Origin of the sequence: Streptomyces sp. NPDC015131 (genome assembly GCF_043079975.1) — a bacterium.
GTDB lineage: Bacteria > Actinomycetota > Actinomycetes > Streptomycetales > Streptomycetaceae > Streptomyces.
This window is the reverse complement of record NZ_JBIBVB010000006.1, coordinates 341,516-357,248: the sequence shown is the minus strand read 5'-3', so window position 1 is coordinate 357,248 and position 15,733 is coordinate 341,516. Positions and strand designations below refer to the sequence as shown.

Sequence of the window (15,733 nt, the reverse complement as noted above, 5' to 3'; positions counted from 1 at the left end):
TGCGGGAACCGTGTTCGGCTCCCGGCCTCGATCAGACTGACACGACCGGACATACCACGCATTTCGATCATTCCGTGACGACGCGCTCACCCTGGGTGCGCTCCGCCTCGTCCGCCGCGCCGCCGGCTCCGACCAGGCCCCGTCGCACCTGGCCCAGGCGCGGCTCGAAGCGCCGCATCTCGCGCCGGCCCACGGTGCCGATGAGCGCCGGGAGGTAGCCGCGTACGGACTGCATGCCCCGCAGCCACCACTGGGCGTACACGTGCGCCGAGCGCCGCTCGATCCCGGCGACGATCCGGTCCACGGCGGGGCCGAGCGGGTAGGTGCGGTTGGAGGGCCACGGCAGCCGCTGCCGCAGCTCGGCCATCACGTCGTCCTGGTCGGCGCCGCGCACCATGTCGGTGTCGGTCCAGGAGAGGTAGCCGACGCCGACCCGTACACCCTTGTGCCCGACCTCGGCGCGCAGGCTGTGCGCGAACGCCTCCACCCCGGACTTGGACGCGCAGTAGGCGCTCATCATCGGCGCCGGGGTGATCGCGGCGAGCGAGGCGATCTGGAGGAAGTACCCCCGGCTCTCCATGAGCACCGGCAGGAAGGCCCGTCCGGTGACCGCGCTGCCGATGAGGTTGACCTCGACGACCCGCCGCCAGGCGTCCGGGTCGGAGTCCACGAAGGGGCCGCCGGCCGCGACGCCCGCGTTGGCGACCACGATGTCCACCCTGCCGAAGCGCTCCTTGACCTCGGCGGCGGCGCGCGCCATGGCCCGGTGGTCGGTGACGTCGACGTGCCACCAGTCGCTCTCGGTGTGCAGCCGCCCGGAGACCTCCTTGAGCAGCTCCGGTTCGAGGCCCAGGAGCGCGACCTTCGCTCCCCGCGCGGACAGTTTGCGCGCGAGGAGCTCCCCGACGCCCCGCGCCCCGCCGGTGACGACGGCGACCTGTCCTTCCAGGCTCACCCTGCTCATACGGCTTCCTCCTGCTCGGTACGGACGTAGGTGGCCACCAGGGCCCGGATACGGGCCGTGACGGCCTCGGGCGCCTCGACGGGCGTCATGTGCCCGATGCCGGGCAGCTCCTCCAGCCCGGCGCAGTCGGGCAGCGCGGCGGCCAGCGCCCGCGCGTGGACGGGCGGGGTGAGCCGGTCGGCGCTGCCGACGAGCACCGCCGTCGGCACGGTCAGCTCCGCCAGGCCCGCCGCGAGGTCGAGCGTGGCGAGGACGCGCGACCACGCCACGCGTACGCCGCGGGGGCAGGCGTGCACGATCCGGGCGCACTCGGCGACCCGCTCGGCCGCCGAACCGGGGCCCATGGTGGCGTACTTGAGGATGGCCCGGGACACGGGGGTCACCGGCCCGAGGGGGGCGCGGGCGCCGAGGACGGCGCCGGTCAGCCGCTCCCGCAGCCGCCCCGCCCGCAGGGGCAGCACCAGGGACTCGGCGACCAGCCGGGAGGGGCCGGTGCTGCAGAGCAGGACCGCCGCCGCGTGCTCGTGCAGCCCGGGCCGTCCGGCGGCGGCCATGAGGGCCATGCCGCCCATGGAGTGCCCGGCGAGGACGGCCTTCTCCCCCGGGGCCAGGGTCGCGGCGAGCACGGCCTCCAGGTCGTCGGCGAGGGCGTCGGTGGTGCACCCGCCGGGGCGGGCCGCCGGCGAACGGCCGTGGCCGCGCTGGTCGTAGACGACGACCCGGTGGTCGGCGGACAGGTCCCGCACCTGGGCGGCCCAGAAGAGGGTGGAGCAGGTCCAGCCGTGGGCGAGCACGACCGTGGGGGCGCCCTCGGGCCCGTACACCTCGGCGTGCAGCTTCGAGCCGTCGGCGGAGACGACGGGGACGGTCCTCACGCGGCGGCCTCCTCGGACAGCGAGCGGGCGCGGACGATCTCGTACTCGCCGAGGTCCACCGCGCGCGTGGCGCGGCGGAACTCGGAGGTGGTGCCCGGCCAGATGGTGGTGTTGCGCCCGCTGGCGTCCAGGTACCAGCTGTCGCAGCCGCCGGCGTTCCACACGGTCCGCTCCATCCGGGCCTGGACGCGGCGGTTCCAGGCGGCGACGGCGGACGGGCGGGCGGCGAGGGCGGCCCGGCCGCCGAGGGCGCCCAACTGCCGCAGGTAGTCGGCCATGTAGTTCAGCTGGGACTCGATCATCAGGATCATGGAGGAGTTCCCGAGGCCGGTGTTGGGCCCGATGATCGTCATCCAGTTGGGGAAGCCGGCGGCGGTCGCGCCGCGCAGCGACTCCATGCCGTCCTTCCACGCCTCGGCGAGGGTGACCCCGTCCGCGCCCACGACCCGTTCGGCGATGGGCATGTCGGTGACGTGGAAGCCGGTGCCGAAGACGATCGCGTCGACCTCGGCGCGGGTGCCGTCGGCGGCGACGGCGGCCCGGCCGCTGATCTCGGCCAGCCCGGAGGCGACGACGTCCACATTGGGCTTGGCGAGGGCCGGGTAGTACTCGCTGGAGAGCAGGATGCGCTTGCAGCCGATGCGGTACGAGGGGGTCAGCCGGGCGCGCAGGGCGGGGTCCTTGATGGCCCGGGCCATGTTGGCCTTGGCGAGGGACTCGACCAGGCGCAGTTCGTTGGGGCGCTTGGTGAAGGCGCTGACCTGGAGTTCCCTGATGCCCCAGAGGAGGCCGCGCCGGGCGGTCGCGGTGAGGGGCACCTGCCGGTGCAGCCACCGCTCGGCGCCGGTGATGGCCCGGTCCATGCGGGGCATCACCCAGGGCGGGGTGCGCTGGAAGAGGGTGAGGCTCGCGACCCGCGGCTGGATGGCGGGCACGATCTGGATGGCCGAGGCGCCGGTGCCGATCATCGCCACCCGCTTGCCGGCCAGGTCGTAGTCGTGGTCCCAGCGGGCGGAGTGGAAGACCTTGCCGCCCGCCTCCTGGAAGGCGGCGAGCCCGGGGACGTCCGGCACCTTGGGGTCGGACAGCGGGCCGGTGGCGGAGACCACGGCGTCGGCGGTGAACCGGCCGCGGGAGGTCTCGATCTCCCACCACAGCTCGTCGGTGTTCCAGCGCATCATCAGCACCTCGTGCCCCAGGCGCAGGTGCGGGCGCAGCCGGAAGGTGTCGGTGACGTGCTCCAGGTAGGCGCGGATGTGCCGCTGCCCGGAGAAGGTGCGCGGCCAGTCGGGGTTGGGCGCGAACGAGAACGAGTAGAGGTGCGACGGGACGTCACAGGCGCAGCCGGGGTAGCTGTTGTCGCGCCAGGTGCCGCCGACGGACTCGGCCCGCTCCAGGACCACGAAGTCGGTGATCCCCTCGCGGCGCAGCCGGACGGCGGCGCCGAGGCCGCCGAATCCGGATCCGATCACCGCCACTCGTACGTGCTCGTGCTGGCTCATGCCGCCTCCGCATCGGACAGTCGGGACAGACAGTCCGGGATAGTCTGATGTCCACGACCGTGCCAGCAATCACTGGCACGGTTGTTGGGAGAGTAGAGCAGCTCCCTACCGAGCGGTAGGGGTTGGGACGAGGAAAGTTACCGGCGGTACGACATAGGGTTGCGGGCGTGACGAACCAGCGGGCGAACGGACGGGCGAGCCGGACGGCGACCGGCGTACGAGCGGGCGGCAGGCCCGGCGGAACGGCGCGGGAGCCGGCCGGACAGCCCGCCGGGGCCCGGGAGTTCCGCATGGAGGAGCTGGCCCGGGAGGCCGGCATCACCACCCGTACGCTGCGGTTCTACCGCGAGCGCGGCCTGATCCCGCCGCCCCGCCGGGAGGGGCGCATCGCCTGGTACGGGCACCAGCACCTGACCCGGCTGCGGACGATCGCCGCCCTGCTGGAGCGGGGCCACACCCTCAACGGCATCGCCGACCTGGCCTCCGCCTTCGAGAGCGGGCGGGACGTCGGCGAGGTGCTCGGGCTGGGCGAGCCGACGGAGGAGGAGCCGGTGCGGCTCACCCCGGAGGAGCTGGCCGACCACTTCGGCGATCAGGTCACGGCCGAGAACCTCGCCGCCGCGCTGGAGCTGGGCTACCTCGCCACCGACGGCGAGGAGATCGTCCACGTCAGCCGCCGCCTGCTGGACGTGTCGGCCGCCCTGGTCGACGAGGGCGTCCCGCTGGCCGCCGTGCTGGCGGCCGGGGCCCGCGTCCGGGAGCACGCCGACGCCCTGGCCGCCCTCTTCGCCGACCTGCTGCACACCCACGCGGCCGGTGACGCCGATGTCGTACGGCTGCGCCCGCTGGCCAAGAGCGTGGTGGAGGCCGAGCTGTCGATGGCCCTCGACCGCCGGCTCCGCGCGCCCGGCGACTGACCCCGGCGGCGCCCGGCTCCCGGTGCCCGTCGCCTCAGTGGCCGGTCGGGCCGAGCCGCCACCACCGGGCCTTGTAGATCCCGCCGCCGGCCAGCCGGTGGGTGCGGCCGGGCAGGTGCACGGCGACCGTCCGCGTCCACCAGGTCTCCGCGAGGCCCTTCTCCGGCACGGTGGAGATCGCCTGCCCAGTCAGCGGGTCGTCGCCCACCGCCTTGACCCTCGCCCGGCTGATCGCCGCCGCGCCCGGGTAGTCCCGCAAAAAGGCGCCGGTGCTCTTCACGTACTGGTAGACGGCCGTGCCGCTGCTCACCCACAGCCGGTCCGGGTCGCCCGCGACCTGCCCGAGGTCATGGCCGTGCGGGGTCGGCAGCCGCGCCTCCCCGGCCGCCACCAGGGCCGGCTCCGCCGCCGTGCCGGCTACCCGCAGCGCCACCAGCCGGTCGCCGCCGAGCGCCCACAGCACCCGCCGCCCGGCGTCCCACTGGAGCCCGTGCGCGTCCTTCAGCGGGAACGAGGCGAACGGCACCTCCGCGTCCGGCGGCTCCGCGCCCGGCACCTCCGCGTCCGGCGCCTCCGGCCCGCCGCGCGAGGCCGCGTAGAGGCGCACGACGCCCCCGGTGCTCGCCGCGACGGCGACATTGCCGTCCGGCAGCAGCTCGATGCTGTGCGGGTTGTGCCGGATGGTGCCCGGCGAGAGGGTCGCGCCCCAGTACCGCCGGCCCGACGGGTACGCGACCACCGCCGCGAAGCCGTGCGAGGCGACGGTCAGCACATAGGTCCGGCCGCGCCACCGGCGCACCTTGGCCTCGCTCGGGTACACCCAGCTGGTCGCGGGGTCCAGATCGGCGTACCGGGCGTCCCCGAGCGGCGAGAACGCCCATCGCACGGCCGCCGGATCGGCGCCCGGGTCCCAGTCGGGGCGGTGCCCGTCGAGGACCAGGACGCGCCGGCCGGCCTGGTCGGTGAGGAGGACGTCGGGCGTCCCGGCGGGGATCACGGCAGCGGGAACCGGGACGGTGGCCGACGTCGGCACGGTGGCGGCGATCAGCACGCCGCAGACGAGCGCCGCGACCGGGAACGATCCCGGCGGCGTCCGGCGTACGACGGTGATGCGCACACCGCCTCACCCTGTCAGAAGCATTCCCCCGGTGTGGGGTTCGCCACACAAGTGAGGACAGACCCTCACTTCCGGATCTCCCGGCCCCGCTTCCTCCCCGCCCGGGGCGGGAGCCCTCAGGGCGGCCTAGAGGTCGTAGGCGGCGGAGACCGGCGCGTGGTCGCTCCACCGCTCGCCGTGCGTCGCGGCCCGCTCCACCCACGCCTTCACCGCGCGCGTGGCGAGGCCCGGCGTGGCGACCTGGAGGTCGATGCGCCAGCCGGCGTCGTTGTCGAAGGCCCGGCCCCGGTAGGACCACCACGAGTAGGGCCCCTCCTGCTCGGGGTGCAGGGCCCGGACGACGTCCACGTACCCCGCCTCGCCGTAGACGCGGGACAGCCAGTCCCGCTCCTCGGGCAGGAAGCCGGAGTTCTTCCGGTTGGCCTTCCAGTTCTTGAGGTCGGCCTCCTGGTGGGCGATGTTCCAGTCGCCGCAGACGACGACCTCGCGGCCGTCGGCGGCGGCGCGCTCCCGCAGGCCCTCGAGGTACGGCAGGAACTCGCCCATGAAGCGGATCTTCTCGTCCTGCCGCTCGGTGCCCACCTCGCCCGAGGGCAGGTAGAGGCTGGCGACCGTGACGCCGGGCAGGTCGGCCTCCACGTACCGGCCGGTGGTGTCGAACTCCGCCGACCCGAAACCGACGCGCACCGCGTCGGGCTCGCGCCGGGTGTAGAGGGCGACGCCCGCGCGGCCCTTGGCGGTGGCCGGGGCGTGGACGGTGTGCCACCCCTCGGGCGCCCGGACCGCCTCGGGGAGCTGGGACTCCTCGGCGCGCACCTCCTGGAGGCAGACCACGTCGGCCTCGGTGGCGGCCAGCCACTCCACGAAGCCCTTCTTGGCGGCGGCACGCAGACCGTTCACATTCACGGACGTCACAATGAGCATCCGGGCACCCTACCGATGACGCCTCGAAGATCGCCCCGCGCGATCACTCCGCGGGCGATCACCCCGCCATCACCCCGAGCCCCCGAGACCACCCCGAGATCACTCCGCATGAAAGTACGATGTATCGCATGATTGTCCGGTCCACCGCGTTCGACCACCCCGACGCCCGCAAGCTCAACGACATGGTGCAGCTCGAATACGTCGAGCGGTACGGCGACGGCGGCGACCTCACCCCGCTGAGCCCGGACATGTTCCGCCCGCCGCTGGGCCTCTACCTGATGGCGTACGACCCGGACGGCCGCCCCGTGGCCACCGGCGGCTGGCGCTCCCAGGACGAGAACCCCGAGGGGTACGCGGACGGCGACGCCGAGCTGAAGCGGATGTACGTGGTCCCCGAGGCGCGCGGCCTGGGCCTGGCCCGGCGCATCCTCGCCGCCCTGGAGGACGACGCCCGCGCGGCGGGGCGCACCCGGATGGTGCTGGAGACGGGCGACATGCAGCCGGAGGCGATCGCGCTCTACACCTCCAGCGGGTACGCGCCGTGCGCCAAGTTCGGCTACTACCGCGCGTACGAGAGCAGCCGCTGCTTCGCCAAGCCGCTGGTCTGATCCGGCAACACCCGCACCGGCACCCCACCTGCTCCCCACCGGAGCACTCCCCGCCGGGGCGAAACTGTCATGACGCGCTCCTGACAAACGCTCCCGGCCGTGGCACTCTGCCTCACGCACGTCGATCCGCACCGCTCTTCGTTCCCCCACCCTGCCCGGCCGCGCCGAGCGCGCTCCGGGCACGGCAGAAGGAGACATGCGTGAGAGGCCACCGCACCGCCCTGGGCGTCCTGCTGACCGCCGGAGCCCTGCTGACCGGAGCCCTGTCGGCCACCGCCGCCACCGCGGCCCCGCCGGCGCCCGCCCCCGGCGCCCGGACCGTCACCGCCGCCGAACAGCGCGAGGCACGGTCCTTCTGGACCGCCGACCGGATGCGCTCCGCCACCCCGCTCGACCTGGTGCTCACCCCCGGGGCCGCGAGCAGGCTCCGCGCCCCGGCGCCGGACGGCGCCCCGACGACCGTGGCCCCGACCCCGGCGGCCCCCGCCGCGTTCCCCCAGCCGGGCGGGGCGTGGACCGGCGGCGGCGCGGTCGTGAAGACCTCGGGCCGGGTGTTCTTCACCATGCAGGGCCGTACGGCCTCCTGCTCCGGCAACGCCGTCACCAGCCAGAACGGCAGCACGGTGATGACCGCCGGGCACTGCGTCAAGTACCAGGGCGCCTGGCACACCAACTGGGTGTTCGTGCCCGGGTACGACAACGGCCAGGCCCCCTACGGCCAGTGGACGGCCTCGAAGACGCTGACCACCCCGCAGTGGGAGGCGAGCGAGGACATCAACCACGACATCGGTGCCGCCGTGGTCGCCCCGCTGAACGGCCAGAAGCTCACCGCCGTCACCGGCGCGCAGGGCATCCAGTTCAACGGCGGCTACAACAAGCGGATGTACGCCTTCGGCTTCCCGGCCGCGTCCCCGTACGACGGCTCCAAGCTGATCCACTGCAGCGGGAACTCCTCCAAGGACTTCCTCTTCTCGCAGGACCACAGCCTGGGCTGCAACATGACGGGCGGCTCCAGCGGCGGCCCCTGGTTCACCGGTTTCGACGAGACCGCGGGCACCGGGCTCCAGGTGTCGGTGAACAGCTTCGGCTACGTCTTCCTGCCGAACCGGATGTTCGGCCCGTACTTCGGCAACGAGGCCAAGGCCCTGTACGACAAGGCCCAGGCGTCCTGACCCGCGGGCGGCCCGGCGGGGCGGCTCCCGCCGGGCCGCCCGCGGCTCACCTCGCGTCGCCGACCGGGCTCACCGCAGGCGCGGTGCCGCCGGGCGCCCGTACGGCGGGCGGCGCGGCGTCCGGCGGCGCGGCGTTCGGCGACGGGACGGCGGGCGGGGGCGCGGCGGGCGGCGGCGCGGGCTCGGCGTTCGCCGTGTCGGTCAGCCAGCGGTGGGACACCGAGGTGTCGCGCAGCTTGACGACCACGGTGGCGCCCGGCCGCACGGTGGCCGGCATCAGCCCGAGCCCCGCGTGCCAGCGGGGCACCAGGTGTCCCTGCACGCTCAGGTCGTAGCGGACGGTGGTGGCGCCCTGGGTGGCGCACAGCCGCAGCAGGGCCGCGCCGGAGGGCTCCTGGGAGTGCGGGCACAGGTCGGGGGCCGCGGCGTTGCGCAGCAGCCCGTCCGGCTCGTACCGCCAGGTCTGCGCCGGGGCGCCGGAGCAGGCGGCGAGCGTCAGCTCCGCCCCGACGCGCGGAAGGCCGTCCCGGACGTCCAGGCACAGCCCGCCCTCGGCGTTGCGCAGCCGGGTGGTCAGGACGCCCGCGCCGGTTCCGCTCCCGGTGCCGGTCTGGGCGTGGGCGGGGGTGGACGGCGGCCGGGAGCCGGGGCCCGAGGGGGCCGCCCCGGCGCTGTGCCCGGCGGCCGGGACGGGCGGGTCCTCCTCCGTCACCAGGCCCACCAGTCCCACCACGCCCAGCAGGCACGTCACGGCGAGGGCCCCGGCCACCACGAGCCCGGCGCCCGCCCGTCCGCCCGGCACCAGCGCCCCCAGCCGGCGCGCCGCGCCCTCCGGGACGACCGCCGCCAGGCGCCGTACCGCACCGGCGGGCACCCCGCGCGAGTGGCGGCCCGCCCGGCGCGGCCCGGCCGCGGCCGCCCCGGCACGGCCGCGGCCGGGCCGGGACTCGACGTACTCCCGCGCCTTCTCGCCCAGCACGCCCTCGGCCAGCAGCAGCGCCAGCCGCCCGCCGGACTGGCGCAACTGGTCGGCGGCGAACCGGCAGTGCCGGCACGTCACCAAATGCCGCTGGATATCGGGGATCAGCGCTCCACCGCGGCGCAGGGAAATGTCGAGCAGCCGGTTGTAATGGCGGCATTCCTGGTCCTCGGCGAGATCCCAGTGGGCGCGCAGGCAGCCGTCCCGGAAGAGTTCACGGGCGTCGTCGAGTGCCGCCGTCGCGGTCCGGGGATCGACGGCCAGCAATGCGGCGGGAATGGATATGCCCTCCGCCTCGACCTCCCGGTGCCAGAGCAGGACCTGTGCCGCTTCGGGCAGTTCCGCGAAGGCCCGGGCGGCGAAGCGCCGTTCGGGCGGCGGTCCGGCGGGCCGGGGCAGCCCGGTGAGGAGCGCCGCGACGCGGGGGTCGCCGGCCCACTGCGCGGCGGTGCGGCGCGCGGCCACCAGCAGCCGGGGCCGGAGCGCCGCGGGCCCGGTGCCGTCCCCGCCGCCGTGCCGCAGCTCGTCCAGGACGCGGGCGAAGGCGGCCGCCACGACCATCGGGACGTGGTCGCGGGAGGCCGTCAGGAGCGCCGCGTAGTCGGTCACCGCCCCGCAGTGGCGGGCCATCAGCGCGGCGGCCGGGTAGCCGTCGGCCGCGCCGCCGCCCGGCCCCGCGCCGAGCAGGCCGGCCAGGGCCGCGTCCGAGGCGCCGGAGGCGGGCGCGTAGGAGGGCGGCGGCGGGACGGCGGAAGGCTCGGGACGGCTGTCGGGCATGGGGCTTTCCATTCAGGGCTGTGCGACGAGGGCGGAAAGGTCACGCGGAGAGGGAGAGAAAGCGCGCACGACGCGGATCACACGGAAAACGTGTGAACGCGAAATCACGGGACGCGCGGAGCACACAAAAAACGCAGCCTGATTGGTACATACCTTTTCGACGCCAGGGCCTTTGTGGGCCGCCACCGCCCGGGAATGCGAAGTGCCGCGCGATTACGCCCTGTTGGGCCCGCGGGGCTGCACAGCTTTCCATAACCCGCCGGTAGGGAACAAGACTTCCGGCATCCGCCCGGATTTCCCGGGCACCTTCCGCGCCACGGCCCCCGCACGGTCCGGCGCCACCACAACGAGAAGATCCCGCCCGATCGGAACGATCGGACGGGATCTTGTGTGCGTGGACCTGTGGGGATTTGAACCCCAGACCCCCTCGATGCGAACGAGGTGCGCTACCAGACTGCGCCACAGGCCCTTGCGACGTGTGAAACATTAGCACCCCGATCGGGGTGCTCGGAAATCCGCACCCCCCAGGGCCCCGTGGCGCCGGTCACACCGCCTCACTCGTTGGCCGCGCGCGGCCGGTCCTCGTCGGCGTACTGGTCGAAGAGGGGCGTGCGCCCGTGGTCGCGGGCGCGGCGCGGCGGGTACGGGCTCGGGTGGGGGTTCTGCCGGGTGGGCGGCGGCGGGGTGGGCTCGGCCGCGGAGGAGCGGGCCGCGCTCCAGGTCTCCGGGTCGGTGACGTCCACGCCGCCGGTCGCGCGCGGGGCCACCGGGGCGGTGACATAGGTGGGCAGCGGCACGGGCACCGGGTCCCAGCTGTCGCCCCGGTCCGGGCCGTGGTCGCGCTGCTGGTCCACCCACTCGGCGTGGTCGGTCTGCTCGACCAGCGCGCGGCGCCCGGCCTCCTGCGGGGACAGCGCGGGGGCGGGCTCGGGTTCGGGCCGCTCGTGGCGGGCCTCGGGCACCTCGCCCGGCTCGGGGGCGGGCCGGCCGCCGCGCGGGCGGCTCTCGCGCAGGCGCTGGGCCGCGGCCTCGGCGCGGCGCCGGTCCATCACGTACACGAAGCGGCGGCGCTCCTGGCGGCGCAGGTGCACGATGTACGCGCTCAGCAGCACCGCCGGCACGGCGGGCGCCCACAGGAACGCGAGGCCGCCGACGGCGGCGACGATCGCGCCGAGCGTGAAGGCGAGGAAGAGGACCACCGTGGTGCGCCGGCGCCTGGCGAGGACCTTGGAGCGCCGGGCGCGCTCGGCCGCCGCCTGCGGGCGGGGCCGTCGGGCGGGCGCGGGTCCGGCCCGGCGGGCCGCCGGGGGCGCCGCCGGGACCTCCAGGCGCGCCTCCGTGTGGTCCGGGGGCGCGGCGAAGGCCCGGACGTCGACCGAGCTGAGGTGCTCGGTCTCGGCGTCCGGGTCGACGTCGGGCGACGCCGCCTGTTCGGCGGTGCGTTCGCGCAGCTCCTTGGCGTACCGGCGCTCCATCCCCGCGCGTCCGGACAGAAGCCGGATGGCGGTGCTGAAACGTTCCGTGGGACGGGCTTCGTTCAGCTCGTCCTGCCTGCGGAGCCACATCGGCACCAGGTAGGCGGCCCAGGCCCCGACGATGACTGCGTAGATGAGGCCGCTGCTGCTCACGCCTCACACCGTAGAGGGGTTCGCATCCGGCCATCGGCCAATTGGGCCGGTGTGTCGCACGATCTGGCTGATATCACTGAATTTTTTTGTGATTGGTCGGACCGGTTGCGAAAGAACGGCGACCGAATTCGAACACTTATTTTATTTACGGGGTGCTCCCCGGCCCGTCCGGTGCCAGCGGCGCAGCAGGCCCTCCGGCACCTCCTCGGCGGTGAGCGCGAAGACGAGATGGTCGCGCCAGGCGCCGTCGATGTGGAGATAGCGGGGCCGCAGCCCCTCCTCCCGGAATCCCAGTTTCTCCACCACCCGGCGGCTGGGCGTGTTCTCGGGCCGGATGCACACCTCGATCCGGTGCAGGCCGACCGTACGGAAGCAGTGGTCCACCGCCAGCGCCACCGCGGTCGGCATGACGCCCCGGCCGGCCACGTCCCGGTCCACCCAGTACCCGACGTGGCCCGAGCACATCGAGCCCCAGGTGATGCCCGCCACGGTGAGCTGCCCGACCAGCCGGCCCTCGTACTCGACCACGAACGGCAGCATGCGCCCGGCGTTGGCCTCGGCGCGCAGGTGGCGGACCATCTGCCGGTAGGTGGGGCGCTGGGCGAGTGGGACGCCGGGCGCGGGCGGCGGGACGGTGGCCTCCCAGGGGCGCAGCCAGTCGCGGTTGCGCCGGTTGACCTCGCGCCACTCCCGCTGGTCGCGCAGCTTTATCGGCCGCAGGACGACGGCGCCGTCCGCCAGCGTCACCGGCCAGGCGGGTTTCATGACGGTCTGGGGTGGTCGCCGCCGCGGAGCTGGTCGACCGCGTGCGCGAGGAGCGGTTCCAGTACGGCGAGGCCGTCGCGGACCCCGCCGGTGGAGCCGGGCAGGTTGACGATCAGGGTGCGGCCGGCGACCCCGGCGAGCCCGCGGGAGAGCGCGGCGGTCGGCACCTTCTCGCGGCCGTACGCCCGGATCGCCTCCGGGATGCCGGGGACCTCGGCGTCCAGGACGCGGCGGGTGACGTCGGGGGTGCGGTCGGTGGGCGAGACGCCGGTGCCGCCGGTGGTGAGGATGACGTCGTACGCCGCCTCGACCCCGGCGCGCAGGGCGGCCTCGACCGGGTCGCCGTCCGGGACGACCTGGGGCCCGTCGACGGTGAAGCCGAGCCGGGCGAGGCCCTCGGCGAGGATCGGGCCGCCCTTGTCCTCGTACACCCCGGCGGACGCCCGGTTGGAGGCGGTGACGACCAGCGCGCGGTACGGGGCGCCGCCGGCCGGTCCGGTGGCAGGGGCCCGGGGGGCGTGCGCCGCGGGGGCGTGCGCCGGCGTGTGGGCGGGGGCGCCCGGGGGCTCGACGGGCTCCTGCCCGGGGGCGTGTGCGCCGTGGACCTGGCCGGCCCGGGGGCTCACGCCGATGTCCCTTCGGCCTCGCCGCGCCGGTAGGTGCCGGACTTGCCGCCCGTCTTCTCCTCCACCCGGACATCGGTGATGACGGCCGACTTGTCCACGGCCTTGATCATGTCGACGACGGTCAGCGCGGCCACCGACACGGCGGTGAGCGCCTCCATCTCCACGCCCGTGCGGTCGGTCGTCCTCACCGTCGCCGCGATCTCCACCGCGTCGTCCGCGACCGACAGGTCGAGCTTCACCCCCGAGACCGCCAGCGGGTGGCAGAGCGGGATGAGGTCGGGGGTGCGCTTGGCGCCCATGATGCCCGCGATCCGGGCGGTGGCGAGGGCGTCGCCCTTGGGCACGCCCTCGCCGCGCAGCAGCTCGACGACCCGCGGGGAGACGAGGACCCGGCCGGTGGCGCGGGCGGTGCGCGCGGTGACGTCCTTGCCGGAGACGTCGACCATGCGGGCCGCCCCCGACTCGTCGATGTGCGTCAGGCTGCCTTGCGTACTCACTGCTGAACTCCGCCTCGCGTGTTCCGGCGCCGATTGCCCCGCACGGCCATTGTCGCGCCGCCGGGGGCCGGGGGTGGTCCCCCGGGAAGGCACAGCGGCAGACACGGTACCGCCACGCCCCGCCGGTCAGCCGATGAGGATCACGTCCAGTTCGGCCCCGGGCTCCACGGCGGTGGCCTCCTCGGGGACCACCAGCAGGGCGTCCGCCTGGGCCAGGGCGGCGATCAAATGCGACCCGGTGCCGCCCACGGGGGTGACGGTGCCGGCCTCCGCGTCGTACCGCCCGCGCAGGAACTGGCGCTTGCCGGCCGGCGAGGACAGCGGCTCCTTGGCCTCCAGGGCGGCACGCACGCGTGGCCGCCGGCTGTCCGGCACGTCCCCGAGGCCCATCAGCGCCCGGATCGCGGGGCGCACGAACAGCTCGAAGGAGACGTAGCTGGAGACCGGGTTGCCCGGCAGGGCGAGCAGCGGGGTGTGGTCGGGGCCGATGGAGCCGAAGCCCTGCGGCTTGCCCGGCTGCATGTCCAGCTTCCGGAAGTCGATGCCGCCGCCCGGCTCGTCCTCGTCGGCCACCGAGGACAGGGCCTCCTTGACCACGTCGTACGCGCCGACGCTGACCCCGCCCGTGGTGACCAGCAGGTCCGCGCGGATCAGCTGGTCCTCGACGGCGGCGCGCAGGGTCGGGGCGTCGTCGGTCACGGCGCCGACCCGGTAGGCGATGGCGCCCGCGTCCCGGGCGGCGGCGGCCAGGGCGAAGCTGTTGGAGTCGTGGATCTGGCCGGGGCCCAGCTCCTCGCCGGGCTGGACCAGCTCGCTCCCGGTGGAGATCACCACCACGCGCGGGCGGGGGCGGACCCGGACGGTGCCGCGGCCGATCGCGGCGAGCAGCCCGATCTGCGGCGGGCCGAGGACCGTGCCGGCGCTCAGCGCCAGGTCCCCGGCGCGGACGTCGCTGCCGCGCGCCCGGACATGGGCGCCGGCCGCGGCCGGGCGGTGGACCCGGACCTCGCCGCTCGCGCCCTCCGGGGCGGCGCTCGCGGCGCGCATGCCGGTGGCGGGCGCCCCGCCGGTGCCGCCGTCGGTCCACTCCACCGGGACGACGGCCTCGGCGCCCGGGGGCAGCGGGGCGCCGGTCATGATGCGGGCGGCCTGGCCGGGGCCGACGGTGGGCAGCCCTCCGCTGCCCGCCGCCACGTCGCCGATCACGGTGAGCACCGCCGGGAACTCCTCGGTGGCACCGGTGACATCGGCGACCCGTACCGCGTATCCGTCCATGGAGCTGTTGTCGAAGGGCGGCAGGGCGGCGGGCACCATGACGTCCTCGACCAGGACACAGCCCTGGGCGTCGGGCAGCGGCAGCTCGATGGGGTCGAGCGGGTGGACCGCCTGGAGGATGTCCTCCAGGTGCTCGTCCACCGACCAGGTCGTACTCACAGTCCCTGCATCTCCTCGGTGACATACCTGCGCAGCCAGGTGCGGAAGTCCGGTCCCAGATCCTCACGTTCGCACGCGAGTCTGACAATGGCCCGCAGGTAGTCGCCCCGGTCACCGGTGTCGTAGCGGCGGCCCTTGAAGACCACGCCGTGCACCGGACCGCCCGCCGACTCGTCGGCGGCGAGCTTCTGGAGGGCGTCGGTGAGCTGGATCTCCCCGCCCCGGCCGGGCGCGGTCTCCCGCAGTATCCCGAAGACGGCGGGGTCGAGGACGTACCGGCCGATCACCGCGTAGTTGCTGGGCGCGTCGGCCGGGTCGGGCTTCTCGACCAGGTTCGTCACCCGCACCACGTCGGAGTCGGCGGTGGGCTCCACGGCGGCGCAGCCGTAGAGGTGGATCTGGGACGGCTCGACCTCCATCAGCGCCACGACGCTGCCGCCCTCGCGCTCCTGGACCTCGACCATCCGCGCGAGCAGCGGGTCGCGCGGGTCGATCAGGTCGTCGCCGAGGAGGACCGCGAAGGGCTCGTTGCCGACGTGCGGGGCGGCGCACAGGACGGCGTGGCCCAGCCCGCGCGGGTCGCCCTGGCGGACGTAGTGCATGGTGGCCAGGTCGCTGGACTCCTGGACCTTGGCGAGGCGCTCCTGGTCGCCCTTCTTGACGAGGGCCTCCTCGAGCTCGTAGTTGCGGTCGAAGTGGTCCTCCAGGGGACGCTTGTTGCGGCCCGTGATCATCAGCACGTCGGAGAGGCCGGCGCCGACGGCCTCCTCCACGACGTACTGGATGGCGGGCTTGTCGACCACAGGCAGCATCTCTTTGGGAGTGGCTTTCGTGGCCGGCAGGAACCTGGTGCCGAGGCCGGCGGCGGGGATGACAGCCTTGCTGATCCTGGGGTGCGACTGGTTCATGCGGAGCACCATATCTGGTCGTTATGGGCGGAAGATTACT

General features: G+C 74.7%; 15 protein-coding genes and 1 tRNA gene. 3 read left to right on the top strand and 13 right to left on the bottom strand.

The window, feature by feature from the left end:
* Window positions 1-67: 67 nt before the first annotated feature.
* Genes ACF08D_RS24905 through ACF08D_RS24895 form a run of 3 tightly spaced genes read right to left on the bottom strand, consistent with a single transcriptional unit; the run spans window position 68 to window position 3,341 of the window.
* Window positions 68-964, bottom strand: a complete 897-nt coding sequence (locus ACF08D_RS24905) for an SDR family oxidoreductase (RefSeq protein WP_392225332.1) — start codon at window positions 962-964, stop codon at window positions 68-70.
* On the bottom strand, window positions 961-1,839 hold the full coding sequence (locus ACF08D_RS24900) for an alpha/beta fold hydrolase (protein ID WP_392225330.1): 879 nt from the start codon (window positions 1,837-1,839) through the stop codon (window positions 961-963). The genes ACF08D_RS24905 and ACF08D_RS24900 overlap by 4 nt, the downstream gene beginning before the upstream one ends.
* Entirely contained in the window at window positions 1,836-3,341 is a 1,506-nt protein-coding gene (locus ACF08D_RS24895; RefSeq protein WP_392225328.1) for a flavin-containing monooxygenase, read from the bottom strand. Before ACF08D_RS24895 ends, ACF08D_RS24900 begins: the two co-directional genes overlap by 4 nt.
* Window positions 3,342-3,631: 290 nt before the next feature.
* Here ACF08D_RS24895 and ACF08D_RS24890 point away from each other — a divergent pair, with 290 nt between their 5' ends.
* A complete protein-coding gene (locus ACF08D_RS24890) occupies window positions 3,632-4,258 on the top strand; it encodes a MerR family transcriptional regulator (RefSeq protein ID WP_392225614.1) in 627 nt (208 codons plus the stop codon).
* A gap of 34 nt (window positions 4,259-4,292) precedes the next feature.
* On the opposite strand, the gene ACF08D_RS24885 is transcribed toward ACF08D_RS24890, so the two are convergent.
* Together ACF08D_RS24885 and ACF08D_RS24880 are read right to left on the bottom strand one after the other, a co-directional pair.
* Window positions 4,293-5,375, bottom strand: a complete 1,083-nt coding sequence (locus ACF08D_RS24885; protein WP_392225326.1) for a DUF6528 family protein — start codon at window positions 5,373-5,375, stop codon at window positions 4,293-4,295.
* Window positions 5,376-5,501: 126 nt separating this feature from the next.
* A complete protein-coding gene (locus tag ACF08D_RS24880; protein ID WP_392225324.1) occupies window positions 5,502-6,299 on the bottom strand; it encodes an exodeoxyribonuclease III in 798 nt (265 codons plus the stop codon).
* 128 nt (window positions 6,300-6,427) lie between these two features.
* On the opposite strand from ACF08D_RS24880, the gene ACF08D_RS24875 reads away from it, so the two are divergent.
* Window positions 6,428-6,907: a GNAT family N-acetyltransferase gene (locus ACF08D_RS24875; protein ID WP_392225322.1), complete on the top strand. Its 480-nt coding sequence runs from the start codon at window positions 6,428-6,430 to the stop codon at window positions 6,905-6,907.
* Window positions 6,908-7,107: 200 nt separating this feature from the next.
* Complete coding sequence (locus ACF08D_RS24870; protein WP_392225320.1) at window positions 7,108-8,079, top strand: trypsin-like serine peptidase; 972 nt, start codon at window positions 7,108-7,110, stop codon at window positions 8,077-8,079.
* 46 nt (window positions 8,080-8,125) lie between these two features.
* Here the strand turns inward: ACF08D_RS24870 and ACF08D_RS24865 are convergent, their stop codons facing one another.
* The 8 genes from ACF08D_RS24865 to galU form a co-directional block, all read right to left on the bottom strand.
* Entirely contained in the window at window positions 8,126-9,835 is a 1,710-nt protein-coding gene (locus ACF08D_RS24865) for a ricin-type beta-trefoil lectin domain protein (RefSeq protein WP_392225318.1), read from the bottom strand.
* Window positions 9,836-10,230: 395 nt separating this feature from the next.
* Window positions 10,231-10,304: transfer RNA gene (locus ACF08D_RS24860), tRNA-Ala, on the bottom strand.
* A gap of 85 nt (window positions 10,305-10,389) precedes the next feature.
* On the bottom strand, window positions 10,390-11,463 hold the full coding sequence (gene glpR, locus ACF08D_RS24855; RefSeq protein WP_392225316.1) for a gephyrin-like molybdotransferase receptor GlpR: 1,074 nt from the start codon (window positions 11,461-11,463) through the stop codon (window positions 10,390-10,392).
* Between the two features lie 141 nt (window positions 11,464-11,604).
* Window positions 11,605-12,228 (bottom strand): GNAT family N-acetyltransferase, encoded by a 624-nt coding sequence (locus tag ACF08D_RS24850; protein ID WP_392225314.1) that lies wholly within the window; start codon window positions 12,226-12,228, stop codon window positions 11,605-11,607.
* Window positions 12,225-12,854: a molybdenum cofactor biosynthesis protein B gene (locus ACF08D_RS24845; protein WP_392225312.1), complete on the bottom strand. Its 630-nt coding sequence runs from the start codon at window positions 12,852-12,854 to the stop codon at window positions 12,225-12,227. Before ACF08D_RS24845 ends, ACF08D_RS24850 begins: the two co-directional genes overlap by 4 nt.
* The gene (gene moaC / locus ACF08D_RS24840; protein WP_392225310.1) at window positions 12,851-13,351 is read right to left on the bottom strand and encodes a cyclic pyranopterin monophosphate synthase MoaC; all 501 of its coding nucleotides are present in this window, start codon (window positions 13,349-13,351) and stop codon (window positions 12,851-12,853) included. Before moaC ends, ACF08D_RS24845 begins: the two co-directional genes overlap by 4 nt.
* Before the next feature lie 126 nt (window positions 13,352-13,477).
* Complete coding sequence (glp, locus tag ACF08D_RS24835) at window positions 13,478-14,785, bottom strand: gephyrin-like molybdotransferase Glp (protein WP_392225308.1); 1,308 nt, start codon at window positions 14,783-14,785, stop codon at window positions 13,478-13,480.
* Entirely contained in the window at window positions 14,782-15,693 is a 912-nt protein-coding gene (gene galU, locus ACF08D_RS24830; protein WP_392225306.1) for a UTP--glucose-1-phosphate uridylyltransferase GalU, read from the bottom strand. Before galU ends, glp begins: the two co-directional genes overlap by 4 nt.
* Window positions 15,694-15,733 lie beyond the last annotated feature (40 nt).